This is a genomic window from Mesorhizobium sp. WSM4847, assembly GCF_055811335.1.
In genome coordinates, this window is record NZ_JBVVPY010000005.1 from 287,040 (window position 1) to 304,470 (window position 17,431).

The window sequence follows — 17,431 nt, forward strand, 5'->3', positions numbered from 1 at the left end:
CAGCCGCTCAGCGCAGCGGTCCTGACGCAGAGAAGCCCGCCACCTTGCGAGTGGCGGGCCGGCCGCGAGGCCAGGAGAGTGTTGTCAAAGCCTGTACGGCCGATGCGACACTCCCGTTTTGCGCAACAGTCTTCTCAGCGGCGTGCGATCAGCAAGCAAGCTCACGCAGGTCGCGATCGTAGGTGCCGCCGCTCCCGAGCACATCGACGCAGCGCTTCTTCATCCGTATCAACTGGCTGCTGGACATCTGCGCGACCAGGCTCACGCCAGGAGTCCCGGGTGTTCCAGGAGTCGCGGGTGTGCCAGCAAGGGCCCCGTCGCCGAGGCCTACACCGACGCCGACCCCTGTCGTCCCACCAACATTGGCACCCACACCCGCTGCAACGAGGCCGGTGCCGCCTACATTTGCGCCTGCGCCAGCAGTGATACCACTGGTGCCACCGGCATTGGCGCCCAGGCCGGCCGTGACGCCACGGGTGCCGCCGAGATTGGCACCCAGGCCAGCCGTGACGCCACGAGTGCCGCCGACATCGGCTCCGGCACCAGCGCTAACGCCCCTGCTGCCGCCGATCGATGCACCGGCGCCGGCATTCACCCCGCTTCGGCCGCCGATCGAAGCGCCGACACCCGCGATAATGCGTTTCTTGCCGCCTATCGATGCGCCGGCTCCCGTATTTACCCCGCGGCTACCGCCGATCGAAGCGCCGACTCCCGCATTGACGCCGCCACTGCCGCCGATCGAGGCGCCGGCCCCCGCATTGATGCCGCCACTGCCGCCGATCGAGGCGCCGGCCCCCGCATTGATGCCGCCACTGCCGCCGATCGAGGCGCCGAGACCGGCGTTTACGCCGCCTCGGCCGCCAACCGATGCGCCGGCGCCGACGCTAATGCCGCCTGCGCTGGCGGGAAAAGAAAGAGATAAAACAAGTGCACTACAGGCCAAAGCTGCGGCGAAGCTGTTAACGACGTTTGCCATGACACTCTCCTTTGGTAATTACCCCACAATAGCAGTTTCAAATTTGCTACTTTAGCAATAACGAACCCAGAGAGTGTTTGAATCGCTAACACGAAACAATGTTTGCGGTCGTGACTTACGTGTAGAAAAAATATTCCGAATCAATTTGAAAGAATTTGAAGACATCCTGGCAGGAAGACCCGGCCGCCGACGAGTTCGTTCGCGCCGCCGTCGCCTACTTTGGACAGAAAGTCCGCGCCGTGGCCGCCGACGGCACCGCGAGGCCCAAAAACCTCGAAAATCTAAGTATTGAACTTGTGACACGGGTTGTGACATAGACATGTCACGGTGACACGAAGCCAGCGGGTATGGCGGAATTGGTAGACGCACCAGATTTAGGTTCTGGCGTGAGAACGTGGGGGTTCGAGTCCCTCTACCCGCACCACTGCTCCGCTCGAACAGTGGACTAAGATTCCAGTACCGGAAGGCGTTGGGGTCGAGTCCACCTGCGAGCCAATCACCGCCGGCATCGCCCTCGCGGCATCGAGGCAGCGGCGGTCACGAAAATCGTCATGTTTGATGCTGTCCGAGCCGGCCACGCTTTGCCAATTCTAATCCGGGCCAATTCTAATAAAGCGGTTCCTCGAACAGCGTCTTGTCGCCGTCCATCAGCGCCTTGATCTGCGCGGTACCGTTGGCCGCGATTGCAACACGGATGCCGAACGGCCGCAACCGCATGTCGTTCTGGATCGCCATCCCCTCGCCTTCCGGCAGATAGAAGCGCTCAATGCCGTAATCCGGCGCGATCGTCGTGGCTACGCTGAGATCCCAGCCTTCTGACACATGCCCGACGATATCGACTGCATCGGATGCTGCCGGCGCCGGCGCTTGCCCGAACCAGGCCGTGGTTGCGCCCCAATAGCCGTCGGCGCCCTGTCTCAGCCTGACCACGATCGGCGTATCGTTGCTCGTCAGCTTGCCGGTCGGAATGTTGGCGATCAGCTTCACCGGCAGGCGCGAAATATCATAGCTAAGTATAATGTAGTCGCCGCGCAGGAGATCGCGCGGATCGATCGGTTCGACCCTCAGCAGCACCTGCTTGCCGGCGCGCAGGATCGCCGCCCGGCCGGCGATGATCCAGCTCAGGAAGCCGATCTGGACGAGTGCCAGCACCAGCGCTGAAATGATCAGTTTTTTGCCGGTCATCATGCCGCTGCTCCTTCTACGCTCGGGAGCCTCATGCGCTTCTCCACGCGGAGGATGACAAGGGCAAGCAGGCCAAGAAGCACAGCAGCTGCAAGGAAGAAGCCTGCCGTGTCGAGCATCGACTGCAGCATCACCACATAGATGATGGCGAGTTCGAAGGCGAAGCCGGCATAGGCAACCCAGCGCAAGCCCCTGCTCTCGCGGCCGCCGAGCACGATTGCCGCGACAATGCCGGCAAGCGAAATGGCCGAGGCAATGCCGAAGCCGCTGTTATTGCTGTCACCGGCCAGTTCGAACTGGATCATCGCCAGGCCGGTGAGAAACCCGATCAGCGCGTGTAACGGCAACCTGCCACCGAGTTGCAAGACCCCGTCGACGGGCTCGGCTGCGAAGATCGCAGCCGCGAAAAGCAGCGCCGACACGACAATGAGCGGGACGGCGACCTGCAGCGTTTCGTATTCCGTAAACAACAGCACGAGATAAAAGATGACCGACAGGATGATCAGATGCCGCGCCGCCTGGCTGCGGGTCCAGAACGAAATGGCGAACAACACGATCGCCATGACGACGAAGAGGTGCGGAAATTCCGTGCGCCTGAAATAGTCGAACCCTCTCAGGAACAGCCATGCGTCGGCAATGCCGACAGAAGCGACGGTCAGCGGGTTCGAGCGCAGCGCAACTGCCGCCAGGGCGGTGCCCGCGCCCCAGGTGATCAAGGCCGACGCTTCGTCGCCTGACAAATGATACATCTGGCCGATCAGCGCGATCGATCCGCCGAATGCCGCCGCGGCGACGATCCAGAGTGCCTCGCCGATTGCAGCATGGTCGCGTGTCTTCAGAACGGCGCCGCCGACATAGCCGGCGAAGATGATGGCGAAGAGCGCTGCCACCCGCGCCAGTCGCGGGATGGCTTCCCAGTTGGCGGCGACGAAAATCAGCACGGCCGCACCAAAAAGCAGCGCCGCCATCATCGCCAGGATCGAGCCGAAGCTCAGTGATTTGCGCTCATTGGCCTCGACGTCGCGCGTCAGCGCGTCGGCCGTCGAGGCGTCGATCAGGCCAGCCTGCAGCCATCGTGTGATATCGGCCCTGACCCGCGACGAATAGCTCGCCATGCCTTTCTCCCCCAGCTTGGTCGTTTCTTCAGCCGACCCGGACAAACCGTTGACGCTACGGCATTTTCCGATTCGGGCCTATCTCTGTCGAACACGAGAATTGCCGGTGATTGTGCATTGCACAATTTGCATTGCTGCTATGCACCAATAGCGCTTTTAAATCGATATGACCCGACCTATCTTCATGGCGTACACAAAGACGGAATGATCCGGAAGAAAGACGAAACGAGAATACCATGAACCTGATCCGCAACTACCGCAACTGGCGCCGCTACCGGGACACCGTTTCCGAGCTGAGCCGCCTGAGCAACCGTGAACTGACCGACCTCGGCATCAGCCGCAGCGACATCCACTACGTCGCCCGCAAGGCGGTCTAATCCTCTTCGGACCGCAAATGGTCCGAACCAGTTTGACTTGAAAAGAGAACGACAATGAACCTGATCCGCAACTATCGTAACTGGCGCGTTTATCGCTCGACGGTTACCGAGCTGGGTCGCCTTTCGAACCGCCAGCTGCATGATCTCGGCATCGTCCGCGAAGAGATCAAGAGCATCGCCCGCAAGGCGATCTAGTCAGAATTTCGCCAGAGTCGACCTCCTCCCCGACCCTGACGGATACGGTCAGCCTTCACCTCCTCCCGAGGGTTGACCACAAAAACGGCGCCCGCCGCACCTCCTCCCGCGGCGGGCGCTGTTTCCCCAAGGCGAATCGATTTCGTCCAAAAGGGTTTCGCCCCCTTTCATCAGGCGAAAGGAATTTCGTCAAAGCCGACCTCCTCCCCGGCGATGGCGAATACGGTCGATCTTCACCTCCTCCCGAGGATCGACCAGCAAAACGACACCCGCCGGATCCTCCCCCGGCGGGTGTTGTTGTTTTTCAGGGTCGACGCACACTCTGAGAATCGTTCTGGGAATTCGTCCTGGCGGGCAAGTCCCTGTCGTCAGTCGAGCGCACCGCTTTCCAGCACGCCCCTCTTCTTCCACTGGCTGAGCGGAAAAATGTCCGGTGCGCCGCCCATCGGCGCATACCAGGAATCCACCACCCACTCGGTGCCTCTGCGGTCGCTGATCACCGCCGTCCAATGGGGATAGCGCCCGTCGACAAACAAGCCTCGCGAGGCCTTGTCCTCGACCTTGTGGAACCTGAGCAATTTTCGCTCGGCAAGATAGACCAGCAGCGCATGGGTATTGGTCGATTCGTCGACACAATCCATCTGGCCCCTGATGCGCGATGCGCCGAATTCCGACTGCGGCAGATCGCGAATGCCGGTGGCCCGGAAAATGCGCTGCTCGAAATAGCGAACAGCCTTCGAAATAGCCGCACGCTCGGCTTGGGGCGAACCGGCGCCGGCACGCAGGATAGAGCGGAAACGCGCGCCGTCACCGGGGCCAAGCGCCAGCATCGTGCGATAGTTGCAGCTGTAGCCGTGGCAGATGGGGATCCGCTTGGAAGCCGTCACAGCCAGTTCGCCGGCGGCCGCTGATCCGCCCACGGCGATCACGACTGTCAGAAATGTCGCTCTGGCAAAGATCCCAAGCATCCCGTCCATTCTCCGACAGTAGACGATTGCCGCGCTTGGCGGCAACAACGCGGCCGGCTCGTGTAATTGCAATCGCAGCTACAAAGGATTATTTCGGCGCTCATGAACAAGAATCCCATTCACGTCATCGGCGGTGGACTGGCCGGTTCTGAAGCCGCCTGGCAGGCGGCCGAAGCCGGCGTTCCCGTCGTGCTGCATGAAATGCGTCCCATCCGCGGCACCGATGCGCACAAGACGGATGGATTGGCCGAACTCGTCTGTTCCAATTCCTTCCGCTCCGACGATGCGCAGACCAACGCCGTCGGCCTGCTGCACGCCGAAATGCGGCTGGCCGGTTCGCTGATCATGAGCGCCGGCGACGCGCACCAGGTGCCGGCCGGCGGAGCGCTGGCTGTCGACCGCGACGGGTTTTCCGGAGCGGTGACAAGAAAGCTCGAAGCGCACCCGCTCATCACCATCCAGCGCGAGGAAGTGCTCGGCCTGCCGCCGGCGGATTGGGACCAGGCGATCATCGCCACCGGCCCGCTGACCGCACCTGGGCTCGCCCAATCGATCGCGGAAGTGACAGGCGCCGATGCGCTCGCCTTCTTCGACGCCATCGCGCCGATCGTCCATTTCGACACGATCGACATGGACATCTGCTGGTTCCAGTCGCGCTACGACAAGGTCGGACCTGGCGGCACCGGCAAGGATTACATCAACTGTCCGATGGACAAGGAGCAATATCTTGCCTTCGTGCAGGCGCTTGTCGACGGCCAAAAGACCGAATTCAAGCAATGGGAAGGCACGCCCTATTTCGACGGCTGCCTGCCGATCGAGATCATGGCCGAGCGCGGCGTCGAGACGCTGCGCCATGGGCCGATGAAGCCGATGGGGCTGACCAATGCGCACAATCCGTCGGTAAAGGCCTATGCCGTCGTGCAGCTTCGCCAGGACAATGCGCTGGGCACGCTCTACAACATGGTCGGTTTCCAGACCAAGCTGAAGCACGCCGAGCAGGTTCGCGTGTTCCGCACCATCCCGGGCCTCGAAAACGCCGAGTTTGCCCGCCTCGGCGGCCTGCACCGCAACACCTATATCAATTCGCCGACGTTGCTTGACCAATCGCTGCAGTTGAAATCACGGCCCGGCCTGCGCTTCGCCGGCCAGATCACCGGCTGCGAGGGCTATGTCGAAAGTGCCGCCATCGGCCTGCTTGCCGGGCGCTTTGCCGCCGCCGAGCGGTTGGGGCACGCGCCGGCGCTGCCGCCGATGACCACAGCCTTTGGCGCGCTGCTCAACCATATTACCGGCGGTCACATCGTTTCCGACGACGAGCCGGGAAAGCGCTCATTTCAGCCGATGAACATCAATTTCGGCTTGTTCCCTCCGGTGGAAGCGCCGAAAGCCGAGGGAAAACGCCTGCGCGGCAAGGACAAGACCGTCGCTAAGCGGCGTGCGGTGACATCGCGCGCGCTGGCCGCCTGCCGCGAATGGCTGGGGCTGCCTTCCCAGGCGGAAGCGGCGGAGTAGCCCGCCTGTCTGTTCTTGTCGATCGGTCGACAGGAGAGTAGGATACTATCCTACCATCATAGGGGGCAATTCCATGGAACCCGCCGAGAAACTGTCCATCACCGTCACACCCGCCATGGCGCGCATGATCCGCGAAAAAGTCGAGGATGGCACCTTTGGATCGGCGAGCGAGGTCATCCGTGCAGCCCTTCGCGCCTTCCAGCGCGAGGAGGAAGAGCATGCCGAGCGCATGGCCTCGATCAGGGCGCGCGTGAAGGCATCGATCGAGGATACAAGGCCGGGCTATTCAGGAGAAGAGGTTCGCGCTCACCTTCGGGGATTCGTCGCCCGACTTTCGAGCCGTTCTGATGATTCAGCGGCTTGAAGTCGAGTATCGAGAAACCGCCAGGAATGATCTGGCCGACATTTTCAGGAACATCGTAGAGGCTGGCGGAAGTCCGGAAGTTGCGCTGAAATTCGTCTTGCGTATCGAAGACCGCTGCCAGAGCATCGGCAATGCGCCTCGGGGTGGCCGGTCGCGCGATGACATTGCGCCGGGATTGCGAACGGTGCCGTTCGAGCACTCTGCCATCATCGCTTGCGTTGTCGATGACGATGTCGTCCGCATCGTCAACATCTTCTATGGCGGTCGCGACTATGAGGCGCTGATGCGCGATGGCGGATCGAGCGACCCATCGTGACAGACGTCTACGGCTGCCGTGATAGTTCCGGCTTTCCGGATTCCTTCATGCTTGGCAGCCGTCAGGCGTCCGGCCAGCCTCGCGTTGCGCGGCGCAACAGCAGAAAATGCCGGCGCCAGGCCGAGAGCCGCGTCACGCCGTTCAGAGGTGACTGACGAGAACTTTCCATCTTGCCGAGATAGGCGCGCGACAAGGCCAGCGGCAAAAATGCTGGTCGCAGCGAATCCGGCAACGACGATGCGCCCTGCTCGAAAGCTGCAAGATGTTCTTGCGCCAGCGCGATCATTGCGGCGACGGCGCGTTGTGCTCCTGGCCCGTCATCGCCCGCAACGAACTCTTCGGACGACGATCCTGCCGCGGCCAGAATGTCGGCCGGGACAAAGCATTGCCCACGCTTGCGATGCAATGGCAGCAGCAGCAAAAGGCCGGTCATCGCTTGTGCGCAACCTGCCCTGCCCGCAAGTTCGGCAAACTGCGGTGCTGCGACGGGATCGAGCACCATCGCTGCAAGCTGGATGAGCGCCGCTGCTGTCTCGCCGCAATAGCCTTCCAGATCGGTGCGCGACGGCATGGGGTCGTCATAGAGATCGAAAATACGGGCTTCGAGCATGTTCTCGAAGGCGGGCTTCGGCAGGTGATGGGCGGAAATCGTCGCCTTCAACGCGTCGGCGACGGGATGACCTGTGCCTACCCCGGCGTCCTCGGCGGCGATGACATCGCGCCACCATTGCAGTCGCACCTCGCCGGGCAGTGCCTCGCGGATACGGTCGCGAATGCCTGATATCTCGGCATTGAAGGCATAGAGCGAAAACAGCGCGTCACGCTTGTCCTCGGGCGCATAGAGCGCGCAAACATAGCGATCATGGTCGGCGGCGCGCACCGTTTCCATGACGATTTTGGCGTTTTTGCTCACGTCACTCGACGGCAATCAGCGCGGCGGCCACCGCACGGTTTTCCGCCAGGAGAACATTGTAGGTCCGCACCGCAGCACCAGTCGACATCGGATCGGCCGCAATGCCCTCCGCCTTCAGCGCAGCACGCAGCGCCGCCGGCAACGGCCTGAGGTCCTTGCCGGCGCCGACCAGCAGGATCTCGACCTGGTCAGCCTCGTTGAGCAGCTTGACGAAATCCGCCGCCGTCAGTGCCAGGGGATCAGCCGGCTCCCAGCCATAGATGCCCGACGGCAGGCACAGGAGCGAGCCGCGATGCGACATGTCGGCGAAACGAAACCCGCCATTGCCATAGGCCTCGATCGGCGCACGGCCGGGGAAATGCGCTTCACGGATGACAATGCCTTTGGTCATCCCGTTGGCCGCCCGTCAGGTTGCTATGGCTTTGCCGCCGCTCACCGGCTTCTCCACATCGGCCGTCGCGGTTTCCGGCCGCAGCTTGAACAGGATGAGCAATGGCGCGGCGATGAAAATCGACGAATAGGTTCCGAAGACGACGCCGAACAGCATCGCCAGCGTGAACGAGCGGATCACCTCGCCGCCGAACAGCACCAGCGCCAGCAGCGCGAGCATCGTCGTCACCGAGGTCAGCGTCGTTCGCGACAGCGTCTCGTTGATGGCGTTGTTCAACAATTGCGGCAGCGGCATCCTCTTGTATTTTCGCAAGTCTTCGCGAACACGGTCATAGACGACGATCGTGTCATTGAGCGAATAGCCGATGATAGTGAGTATCGCCGCAAGCGACGATTGGTTGAATTCGAGACCGGTGATGACGAAGAAGCCGATGGTCATGACCACATCGTGGACCGTGGCGATGATGGCGCCGACCGCGAACTGCCATTCGAAGCGGAACCAGACATAGACCAGGATTCCGAGCAGCGCGATCAGCATGGCGATGGTGCCTTGCTTGGCGAGCTCGCCGGAAACCGTCGGTCCCACCACCTCGACGCGGCGGAAATCGTAATGGTCCTGCAACTCTCCACGCACCTTGTCGATGACGGTCTGTTCGGCGTTCTCGCCGCCCTCCTGCGTGCCGACGCGAATCAAGACGTCGTTCGGGTCGCCGAACTGCTGCACCTGCACTTCGCCGATATTGAGTTCAGAAAGCCTGCCGCGGATGTCGGCAATATCGGCGGTGCCATCCTTGGCCTGGACCTCGATCAGCGAACCGCCCTTGAAGTCGATGCCGTAATTGATGTCGACGGTCATGAACAGCACGACCGCCAGGATTGACAGCACGCTGGACAGCGCGAATGTCCAGCGGCGGATGCCCATGAACGGAATTCGCGTGCCCGGCGGAACGAAGGTAACCGGCGCGCGCGGCAACTCCTTCGGGCGGGCGCGGCGAAGCCAGATCGACACCAGCAGGCGGGTGAAGGTGAAGGCGGTGAAGACGGTGGTCAGAATGCCGATGGCGAAGGTTACGGCAAAGCCCTTCACCGGGCCGGTCCCGAGCCAGAACAGCACCACGGTCGCGATCAGCGAGGTGACGTTCGAATCGACGATGGTCGCCAGCGCTTTGGAAAAACCCGTGTCGATCGCCTGGATTACCGAGCGGCCGTTTCGCCGCTCCTCGCGGATGCGCTCGTAGATGAGAACGTTTGAATCGACCGCCATGCCGATGGTCAGCACGATGCCGGCGATGCCGGGCAATGTCAGTGTCGCGCCAAGCAACGACAACAACCCGATGATCATCGCGACATGCACCGCCAGCGCGATGTTGGCAATGAAGCCGAGAAAGCCATAGGCCACGAACATGAACACGACGACGAGGATGGAGCCGATCACGCCGGCGACCTTGCCGGCGTGAATTGAATCCTCGCCGAGCCCAGGGCCTACCGTGCGCTCTTCGATCACCGTCAGCGTCGCCGGCAGCGCGCCGGCACGCAACAGCACGGCAAGGTCGTTGGCGCTCTCGGCGGTGAAATTGCCTGAGATCTGGCCGCTGCCGCCAAGGATCGGTTCGCGGATCTGCGGCGCCGAAATCACCTGATTGTCGAGGATGATGGCAAACAGCTTGCCGACATTCTGCGAGGTGGTCTGGCCGAAACGCGCCGCCCCCTTGGAATCGAACGTGAACGAAACCACCGGCTCATTGGTCTGGGAATTGTACGTCGCCTGCGCATCGACGAGATTTTCGCCAGAAACGATGACGCGGTTCTCGATCAGATAGGGAACCGGCGGATCATCCTGCGAATACAACACCGAGGATCCGGCCGGCGGACGACCGTTGAGCGCGTCCTGCACCGGCATCGACTGGTCGACCATCTGGAAGGTCAGCTTGGCGGTCTGGCCTAGAATGTCCTTTAGCCGTTGCGGATCCTGCAGGCCCGGCACCTGGACCAGAATGCGGTCGTCGCCTTGGCGTTGCACGATCGGCTCGGTGGTGCCGAGTTCGTTGACGCGGCGCTCGACGACTTCGAGCGACTGCGCCAGCGCTGTCGATGTGCGATATTTGATGCCGGCATCGGTGAAGGCAAATTTGAGCAGACCGGGCTCGGAATCATCCAGCGACATTTCTTGGACGGAGCCGCCGCTGAACAGGCCGGCGGCCACCGGGTCGGTCAATGTCTTCAGCGCCGTCTTGGCGGCTTCGACCTGACCGGGATCGGTGATGCGGACCTGCACGGCCCGGCCTGATCCGGCAAGGCCGGTATAGCCGATCTTGGCATCGCGCAGCCGCGTCCTGATTTCGTCGCGCGTCGTCTCCAGCCGATCCTTGATCAGATCGTTCGGATCCATCCTGAGCAGGATATGCGAGCCGCCCTGCAGATCGAGGCCGAGCGTCATCTGGCGCTTCGGAACCCAGTCGGGAAGCTTGGCGAGCGTGCTTGCCGAAAAAAGATTGGGCGCAGCCAGGATCACTGTGGCGGCCACGGCCAGCCAGATCAGGATCATCTTGAAGCGCGAGAAATAGAGCATATGGCGTCGTCCGTCACGGCATTCGGGCGGATCGTTCCGCCTGGAATTGGGTTATTTCTAGGCGCTCTGGTTCGCCACTGGCTCGCCGTGGTCCGCACAAAGGTTGATGTCGAGCACAAGGCAGTTCACTTTGATGCTGCCATCGGGCTTTCTTCAACTATTGTCAATCTTGCCGGCATGGGACCAGTGCGCAATGGCATCACGAGATCGTTGGCGCCCCGTGATACCGGCGGCCAGCCAGATCAGGTTCGTCCTGAAGCGCGAAAATACAGCAAACGGCGTTTGTCGGTCTGGGTGTATCCGCAGATCGTTCGCCGACAATCGGTTTATTTCTTGGCGTTCTGGTTCGCCACTGGCTCGCCCTTGACGCGCACATCGGCAATCGTCGAGCGCAACGCCGTTACCTTGGTGCCACCGCCGAGATCGATCTCGAGCTCGTTGTCGTCGATGACCTTGGTCACCTTGCCGACGAAACCGCCGCCAGTGACGACCGTATCGCCGCGGCGCACCGCCGCCAGCATCTCGCCGCGCTTCTTCAACTGCGTGCGCTGAGGCCGGATGATCAGAAAATACATGATCACGAAAATCAGGACAAACGGCAAAATGCTGATGAACATATCCGGGGAGGTGCCGACGCCTTGGGCATATGCCGGTGTCACGAACATCGAAGTACTCCTGAATTTTGAAAAACAGCCGCCAAACGGGTAATTTGGCGGCCCCGTGAAATTTGGCCGGAATATAGTCGGTAAAGTTGCCAATGCAACTGCGGCCGAGCATTTCAGCTGCTTTTCCGGCTGGTTGAGCCGTGTTAGAGCATGGTCCCGAAAGACGGAGCGCGGTTCTCGAAAAAGATCGTGGCCTAACAAAAGGTTGGAGCCGGTTGCGAAGCCGCCGGAATCGACAGGTTCCGTTGCTTCCTGAATGCAAAAACAAAAGACAAGAATGACCGACAGCACCGTCGAAGCCCTGAACAAGAAACTCGACCGCCTGATCGAGGCGGTCGCCCGCCTCGCCCCGCCGCCGGTGCCGGAAACCGATCTCGGCGCGGCCGACTGCTTCGTCTGGCAGGCTGATCCCGGCTATCTGGAGCCGGTGCGCAAGGTCAACCGCGTCGACATCGGTCTGATCCGCGGCGTCGACCGCGTCCGCGACATACTGGTCGACAACACCGAGCGTTTCGCGTCCGGTTACGCAGCCAACAACGTGCTGTTGTGGGGCGCACGCGGCATGGGAAAATCCTCGCTGGTCAAGGCCGTGCATGCGGCGGTCAACGCATCGGCAAAGCTGGACCTGCCACTCAAGCTCATCGAGATCCACCGCGAGGACATCGACACGCTGCCGAAGCTGATGGCGCTGCTGAAGGCAGCGCCTTACCGTTTTATCCTGTTTTGCGACGACCTCTCATTCGACCACGACGACACGTCCTACAAGTCGCTGAAGGCGGCGCTCGAAGGCGGAGTCGAGGGCCGCCCGGCCAATGTGATCTTCTACGCCACGTCGAACCGGCGCCACCTTTTGCCGCGCGACATGATCGACAATGAGCGCTCGACCGCCATCAACCCGTCGGAAGCGGTCGAGGAAAAAGTCTCGCTCTCCGACCGTTTCGGCCTCTGGCTCGGCTTCCACAAATGCTCGCAGGACGAGTATCTCGACATGATCGACGGATATGTCCGCCATCACGGACTTGCCATCGATCCCGAGACGCTGCGCGCCGAGGCGCTGGAATGGGCGACGACGCGCGGCAGCCGTTCGGGCCGCGTCGCCTGGCAGTACACCCAGGATCTGGCAGGCCGGCTCGGCAAGTCGCTCCAGGATTAGACCATGATCCGAACCGAAGGTCAGCGTAGCAAAAAGTGGAGCCCGGTTTTCGGGCAAGATCATGGTCCGGAAAAGCCCCTGAAAAAGCCCGCCCCTTGCGGAGCGGGCTGAGCCGGCGGGCCGGACTGGAGGTCAGGCGGCCCGCAATCGCTTTTCTTGTTCTATTCAAGATAGGTCGAAGGATCGACTTTCTTTATTCAAGATAGGTCGAAGGATCGACCGGCGCCGAATTCTTGCGCACTTCGAAATGCAGTTTCGGCGAGTCGGTGGTGCCGCTCATGCCGGACTGCGCGATTTCCTGGCCGCGCTTGACCTTCTGGCCGCGCTGGACCTCTATCGAACGGGCGTGACCATAGACTGTGACCAAACCGTTCTCGTGCCGCACCAGCACCGTATTGCCGAATTCCTTGAGGCCATCGCCGGCATAGATGACGACGCCGTTCTCGGCCGCCTTGACTGGCGTTCCTTCCGGCACGGCAATGTCGACACCGTCCTTGCCGCCGCCGAAACTGGAGATCACGCGGCCGCGCACCGGCCAGCGCATCTTGCCGATACCGGTGGCGTTCGGCGCGACCGCGTCGTCGTCCTCGGCCTGCTGGATGACCTTTTCCTTCTTCGGCGGCGTGTAGGCGGCGAGCGTTTCCGACGGCGTCGTCTTCGCCGCAGGCGGGGTGGTGGCAGTTGTTACCGGATCGACCTTTGCCGGCTTGGCGTTGGCAACTGTCGCGGTTCCGCCGGCCGGCACCTTCAATGTCTGGCCGATCTTGAGCAGACCGTCCTGCATGCCGTTCGCCTGCTTCAACGCAACCACGCCGACGCCGGTCTTCCTGGCGATGGCCGACAGCGTATCACCCTGCTGGACGGTGTAGGAGCCACCGGCACCAGCCGCCTTGGGTGCACCGTCCTTCGGCTGGCTCGCCGCGGCCGATGCATCCACCTGCGCGGCGGACTTGCCCTCCTTGAGCTTGGGCTGCTGCGGGAGCACGGCGACCATCTCCGGTGCCTTGGCCGGCACATCGTGCTTGGTGTCGTTCGCAGGCTTGGCGTCGGCAAGCTTCGGGGCCGGTTTCTTGCCCGAATAGGCATAGGCCGGGATGACGATCTTCTGGCCGGTCTTCAGCCCGTTGGTCGCGCTTAGCCCATTGACCTTCATCAGGGCGTCGGCGGGCACACCGTAGCGCCGCGACAGGCCGGAAATGGTCTCGCCGTCCTTGACGATGATCTCGGTGGCACGCGGCTCGCCGCCCGCAGTCACCATGCGCGGAGCATCGGGCTGTGACTCTTTGAACGGCTTTGCCACGGTTCCGGTCGCAGTCCGGTCGACCCGGGGAGCGGCTGGCGCCGAAGCGGTGCGAGCCGGACTGGCGGCGGGCGCCGACGCGGTAGCCGGCTGCGCCTGGTCGACCGGCGGCAATTGCTGCGTCGTGACCGGTTCGAGGCTTGAACGGCTTACCGACTGGGTGTGGCTGCCGTCGGGCGGCGCGGCCGAAACCGCGGCGGCATCGCCGGGATAGGGCTGGGCGGCGTCCTGCTTGTCGATGATGGCGCGCTGGTTGTTTGTCGACGACGTGAAGACATCGTCGACGCTGTTGAACCGCGAGACCTGGGAACTGCATCCCGCCGTAGTGCCCGCAACCATCAGGACGGCGATACCCCGCGCCAGGTTGCGTCCGTTTGCCTTCAAAATACTGAATTGCATCGCATTTACCCGCAGATACCCGGTACAGACTGACCGTGATTAAAGCGCGTTAATGTTACCGGCCGGTTAAACCTCTAGAATCAGACGCAAATTTTCTTAAAATATTTAAAGATGCTTGGACGGGCGTGGTCCAGCTCAGGTAAGCCGGAGACGGACCAGACAGGTAAGTTGCGGGCAACACCTGAATATCGACGGATCCTAGATGACGGCGGCTACGCTGCGCAGGATCGGCTGCAGGCGTACCAGACCGATGTCCTCGCGTTCGAAGCGGCTGCCGACCTTGGTCAGTTTGGCCAGCACCTGCTCGCCCTCCTCGGGTCCGATCGGGGCGATGACGATGCCGCCGCTCGACAGTTGATCGAGCAGGAAGCGCGGCAGGCTGTCGAAGGCCGCCCATGCGACGATACGGTCGAACGGCGCTTCATTGGCCAGTCCGTTGGAGCCGTCCGCCTGGCGCACGATGACATTGCCGATGCCGAGCGCCTCGAAGCGCTGTTTGGCCTGCTCGACCAGCGTCTTGTAGCGATCGACGGTGACGACGCGCGCGGCGAGCCGCGACATCACCGCCGCCGTGTAGCCCGACCCGGTGCCGATCTCGAGCACCCGGTTGCCGGGCTCGATGGCAAGTGCTGCGATCACCGCGGCTTGCAGATCGGCGCCCTCGATCGCCTCGCCGCATTCGATCGGCAGCATGCGGTCCGACCAGGCGATCGGATGGAACTGTGCGGAAAGGAAGCCGCGCCGCGGCGTCGCCTCAAAGGCGGCGATCAGCGCCTTCGGCACCACGCCCTTGCCACGCAGGCGGAGCAGGAAAGCGGCGAAGCCTTCGCGGTCATCGCCCGTCGGACCATGGTTCAGGTTCATGCGAGCGCCTTGGTCAGTTGATCACGGATCTCATGCGCTGTGAGATCGAGCTGCAGCGGCGTCACCGACACCAGCCGGTTGCGCATGGCATAGAGATCAGTGCCTTGCTTGCCCTCGACCGGCTCGCGGCCGAAGCGCAGCCAATAATAGGGAAGCCCGCGGCCGTCGCGGCGCTCGTCGACCCACAGGCTGTGGACGAGCTTGCCTTGCGAGGTGACCACCGTGCCGGCGATCTCTTCGGGAAGGCAATTCGGAAAATTGACGTTGAGCAGCACGCCATCCGGCAGCGGCATGGCGACCAGTTTTTTGAGCAGCGCCGGCGCCAGCGCCTCGGTGGTCTCGTAAGGGACGAGGCGATCCTCGCCGACATAGGAATAAGCCTGGCTGAGCGCGATCGAGCGCACACCGAGCAGCGCGCCTTCCATGGCGCCGGCAACGGTGCCCGAATAGGTGACGTCGTCGGCGATGTTGGCGCCGGAATTGACCCCGGACAGGATCAGGTCTGGTGCTGCGGGCAGGATTTTTTTTACGCCCATGATGACGCAGTCGGTCGGCGTACCGCGCACGGCAAAGTGCTTTTCGCCGATCTTTCTCAGGCGCAGCGGCTCCGAGATCGACAGCGAATGCGCATAGCCGGACTGATCCTGCTCCGGCGCCACCACCCAGACATCGTCCGACAGCGTGCGGGCGATGCGTTCGAGCGATGCAAGGCCCTCGGCATGGATGCCGTCATCATTGGTCAGGAGGATGCGCATTATCTCGATTCGATCTTTTCCAGACCGCCCATGTAAGGCCGAAGCGCTTCAGGAATGGTTACGCTGCCATCCTCATTCTGGTAGTTTTCGATGACGGCAATAAGGGCGCGGCCGACGGCGGTGCCGGAACCGTTCAGCGTGTGGACGAAGCGGTTGCCCTTGCCGTCCTTGTCCTTGTAGCGGGCATCCATGCGCCGTGCCTGGAAATCGCCACAGACCGAGCAGGACGAAATCTCGCGATAGGCGTTCTGGCCCGGCAGCCAGACCTCGATGTCATAGGTCTTGCGCGCGCCAAAGCCCATGTCGCCGGTGCACAGCGTCACGGTGCGGAACGGCAGGCCGAGCCGCTTCAGCACTTCCTCAGCGCATTCGGTCATCCGCTCGTGCTCGGCAAGCGAGGTGTCCTGGTCGGTGATCGACACCAGTTCGACCTTGTAGAACTGGTGCTGGCGCAGCATGCCACGCGTGTCACGCCCGGCCGAGCCCGCTTCCGAGCGGAAGCACGAGGTCAGCGCGGTATAGCGCAGCGGCAGTCTTTCATGCGGCGTGATGTCTTCGCGCACGAGATTGGTCAGCGGCACTTCGGCGGTGGGAATGAGGCCAAGCCTGCCGTCCCCATGCGGGGCGAAGAACAGATCCTCCTCGAACTTCGGCAGTTGCCCGGTGCCGAAAAGCGCTTCGTCGCGCACCATCAGCGGCGGCTGGACCTCCTCGTAGCCATGCTCGGTCGTATGCAGGTCCAGCATGAACTGGCCGAGCGCGCGTTCCATCCGTGCCAGTCCGCCCTTGAGCACCGTGAACCGCGAACCGGACAGTTTCGCCGCCCGCTCAAAATCCATCATGCCGAGCGCTTCGCCGATCTCGAAATGCTCCTTCACCCAGTTCGGGCGGGCCGGCACCTTGCCGACGGTGCGCTTGACGACGTTGTCGTGCTCGTCCTTGCCGACCGGCACGTCGTCGAGCGGCACGTTGGGCAGCACCGCCAATGCGTCGTTCAGCGCCTTGTCGAGCTCGCGTTCGCGCGCCTCGCCGTTCTGGATGAAGGCCTTGATCTCGCCGACCTCGGCCTTCAGTCTTTCGGCAAGGGCGGCGTCGCCCGAGCGCATGGCGTTGCCGATTTCTCTCGAGGCGGCGTTGCGGCGCTCCTGCCTGGTCTGCAGCTCGGTCAGATGTTCGCGCCGCGCCTCGTCCCTGGCGATCAGATCATCGACCGTGGACTGCGCCTCCGCAACCGGCCACGAGCGCTTCTGGAGCGCCTCGACAAGGGCCTTCGGATTGTCGCGAATCCATTTGATGTCAAGCATGGTCTGTTCGTCCTCAAGTAGGCTAGAGGGGGCGTAAACCGCATCCTTGACCGATGCAAGATGTGAAGATCGAGTTCCCTCGCGCCCCGCGCCGTCCCGCAAACCTGAAGA

At 62.4% G+C, this 17,431-nt stretch carries 18 protein-coding genes and 1 tRNA gene; 7 read left to right on the forward strand and 12 right to left on the reverse strand.

Annotated features, from left to right (window positions below; all coding sequences use genetic code 11):
• Positions 1–148 precede the first annotated feature (148 nt).
• Positions 149–976 carry a hypothetical protein gene (locus AC0L28_RS09530; protein ID WP_473477002.1) on the reverse strand — a complete coding sequence of 276 codons (828 nt, stop codon included), beginning with the start codon at positions 974–976 and terminating at the stop codon, positions 149–151.
• 341 nt (positions 977–1,317) lie between these two features.
• On the opposite strand from AC0L28_RS09530, the gene AC0L28_RS09535 reads away from it, so the two are divergent.
• Positions 1,318–1,400, forward strand: a tRNA-Leu gene (locus AC0L28_RS09535).
• A gap of 182 nt (positions 1,401–1,582) precedes the next feature.
• On the opposite strand, the gene AC0L28_RS09540 is transcribed toward AC0L28_RS09535, so the two are convergent.
• Complete coding sequence (locus tag AC0L28_RS09540) at positions 1,583–2,164, reverse strand: GDYXXLXY domain-containing protein (protein ID WP_473477004.1); 582 nt, start codon at positions 2,162–2,164, stop codon at positions 1,583–1,585.
• The gene (locus AC0L28_RS09545; RefSeq protein WP_473477005.1) at positions 2,161–3,276 is read right to left on the reverse strand and encodes a DUF2157 domain-containing protein; all 1,116 of its coding nucleotides are present in this window, start codon (positions 3,274–3,276) and stop codon (positions 2,161–2,163) included. Before AC0L28_RS09545 ends, AC0L28_RS09540 begins: the two co-directional genes overlap by 4 nt.
• Before the next feature lie 236 nt (positions 3,277–3,512).
• Between AC0L28_RS09545 and AC0L28_RS09550 the strand changes: the two genes are divergently transcribed.
• Both AC0L28_RS09550 and AC0L28_RS09555 read left to right on the forward strand, forming a co-directional pair.
• Positions 3,513–3,653 carry a DUF1127 domain-containing protein gene (locus AC0L28_RS09550; protein ID WP_006335194.1) on the forward strand — a complete coding sequence of 47 codons (141 nt, stop codon included), beginning with the start codon at positions 3,513–3,515 and terminating at the stop codon, positions 3,651–3,653.
• Positions 3,654–3,707: 54 nt separating this feature from the next.
• Entirely contained in the window at positions 3,708–3,848 is a 141-nt protein-coding gene (locus AC0L28_RS09555) for a DUF1127 domain-containing protein (protein ID WP_023802557.1), read from the forward strand.
• 368 nt (positions 3,849–4,216) lie between these two features.
• Here AC0L28_RS09555 and AC0L28_RS09560 read toward each other — a convergent pair whose 3' ends face one another.
• Positions 4,217–4,816: a hypothetical protein gene (locus AC0L28_RS09560; RefSeq protein WP_287345732.1), complete on the reverse strand. Its 600-nt coding sequence runs from the start codon at positions 4,814–4,816 to the stop codon at positions 4,217–4,219.
• Positions 4,817–4,918: 102 nt separating this feature from the next.
• Between AC0L28_RS09560 and trmFO the strand changes: the two genes are divergently transcribed.
• From trmFO to AC0L28_RS09575, 3 genes are all read left to right on the forward strand, one after another.
• Positions 4,919–6,328, forward strand: coding sequence for a methylenetetrahydrofolate--tRNA-(uracil(54)-C(5))-methyltransferase (FADH(2)-oxidizing) TrmFO (gene trmFO / locus AC0L28_RS09565; protein WP_287185411.1), 1,410 nt, complete (start codon positions 4,919–4,921; stop codon positions 6,326–6,328).
• Between the two features lie 73 nt (positions 6,329–6,401).
• Entirely contained in the window at positions 6,402–6,692 is a 291-nt protein-coding gene (locus AC0L28_RS09570) for a type II toxin-antitoxin system ParD family antitoxin (RefSeq protein WP_128169963.1), read from the forward strand.
• Positions 6,676–7,008, forward strand: a complete 333-nt coding sequence (locus AC0L28_RS09575; RefSeq protein WP_287376962.1) for a type II toxin-antitoxin system RelE/ParE family toxin — start codon at positions 6,676–6,678, stop codon at positions 7,006–7,008. Before AC0L28_RS09570 ends, AC0L28_RS09575 begins: the two co-directional genes overlap by 17 nt.
• Before the next feature lie 61 nt (positions 7,009–7,069).
• On the opposite strand, the gene AC0L28_RS09580 is transcribed toward AC0L28_RS09575, so the two are convergent.
• The 4 genes from AC0L28_RS09580 to yajC all read right to left on the reverse strand — a co-directional run bounded on the left by AC0L28_RS09580 (position 7,070) and on the right by yajC (position 11,545).
• Positions 7,070–7,921 (reverse strand): phytoene/squalene synthase family protein, encoded by an 852-nt coding sequence (locus AC0L28_RS09580; protein ID WP_287376959.1) that lies wholly within the window; start codon positions 7,919–7,921, stop codon positions 7,070–7,072.
• Position 7,922: 1 nt separating this feature from the next.
• Positions 7,923–8,312 (reverse strand): Mth938-like domain-containing protein, encoded by a 390-nt coding sequence (locus tag AC0L28_RS09585; protein WP_128169965.1) that lies wholly within the window; start codon positions 8,310–8,312, stop codon positions 7,923–7,925.
• Between the two features lie 15 nt (positions 8,313–8,327).
• Positions 8,328–10,880, reverse strand: coding sequence for a protein translocase subunit SecDF (gene secDF / locus AC0L28_RS09590; protein ID WP_128169966.1), 2,553 nt, complete (start codon positions 10,878–10,880; stop codon positions 8,328–8,330).
• A 326-nt stretch (positions 10,881–11,206) separates the two neighbouring features.
• Positions 11,207–11,545, reverse strand: a complete 339-nt coding sequence (gene yajC, locus AC0L28_RS09595; RefSeq protein WP_023802565.1) for a preprotein translocase subunit YajC — start codon at positions 11,543–11,545, stop codon at positions 11,207–11,209.
• A 277-nt stretch (positions 11,546–11,822) separates the two neighbouring features.
• Between yajC and AC0L28_RS09600 the strand changes: the two genes are divergently transcribed.
• Positions 11,823–12,698 carry an ATP-binding protein gene (locus AC0L28_RS09600; protein ID WP_128169967.1) on the forward strand — a complete coding sequence of 292 codons (876 nt, stop codon included), beginning with the start codon at positions 11,823–11,825 and terminating at the stop codon, positions 12,696–12,698.
• A gap of 193 nt (positions 12,699–12,891) precedes the next feature.
• Here AC0L28_RS09600 and AC0L28_RS09605 read toward each other — a convergent pair whose 3' ends face one another.
• From AC0L28_RS09605 to serS, 4 genes are all read right to left on the reverse strand, one after another.
• Complete coding sequence (locus tag AC0L28_RS09605) at positions 12,892–14,397, reverse strand: LysM peptidoglycan-binding domain-containing M23 family metallopeptidase (RefSeq protein ID WP_128169968.1); 1,506 nt, start codon at positions 14,395–14,397, stop codon at positions 12,892–12,894.
• 198 nt (positions 14,398–14,595) lie between these two features.
• Complete coding sequence (locus tag AC0L28_RS09610; RefSeq protein ID WP_128169969.1) at positions 14,596–15,261, reverse strand: protein-L-isoaspartate(D-aspartate) O-methyltransferase; 666 nt, start codon at positions 15,259–15,261, stop codon at positions 14,596–14,598.
• Positions 15,258–16,016, reverse strand: coding sequence for a 5'/3'-nucleotidase SurE (surE, locus tag AC0L28_RS09615; protein ID WP_128169970.1), 759 nt, complete (start codon positions 16,014–16,016; stop codon positions 15,258–15,260). The genes AC0L28_RS09610 and surE overlap by 4 nt, the downstream gene beginning before the upstream one ends.
• On the reverse strand, positions 16,016–17,320 hold the full coding sequence (gene serS / locus AC0L28_RS09620; protein WP_128169971.1) for a serine--tRNA ligase: 1,305 nt from the start codon (positions 17,318–17,320) through the stop codon (positions 16,016–16,018). Before serS ends, surE begins: the two co-directional genes overlap by 1 nt.
• Positions 17,321–17,431: the final 111 nt, after the last annotated feature.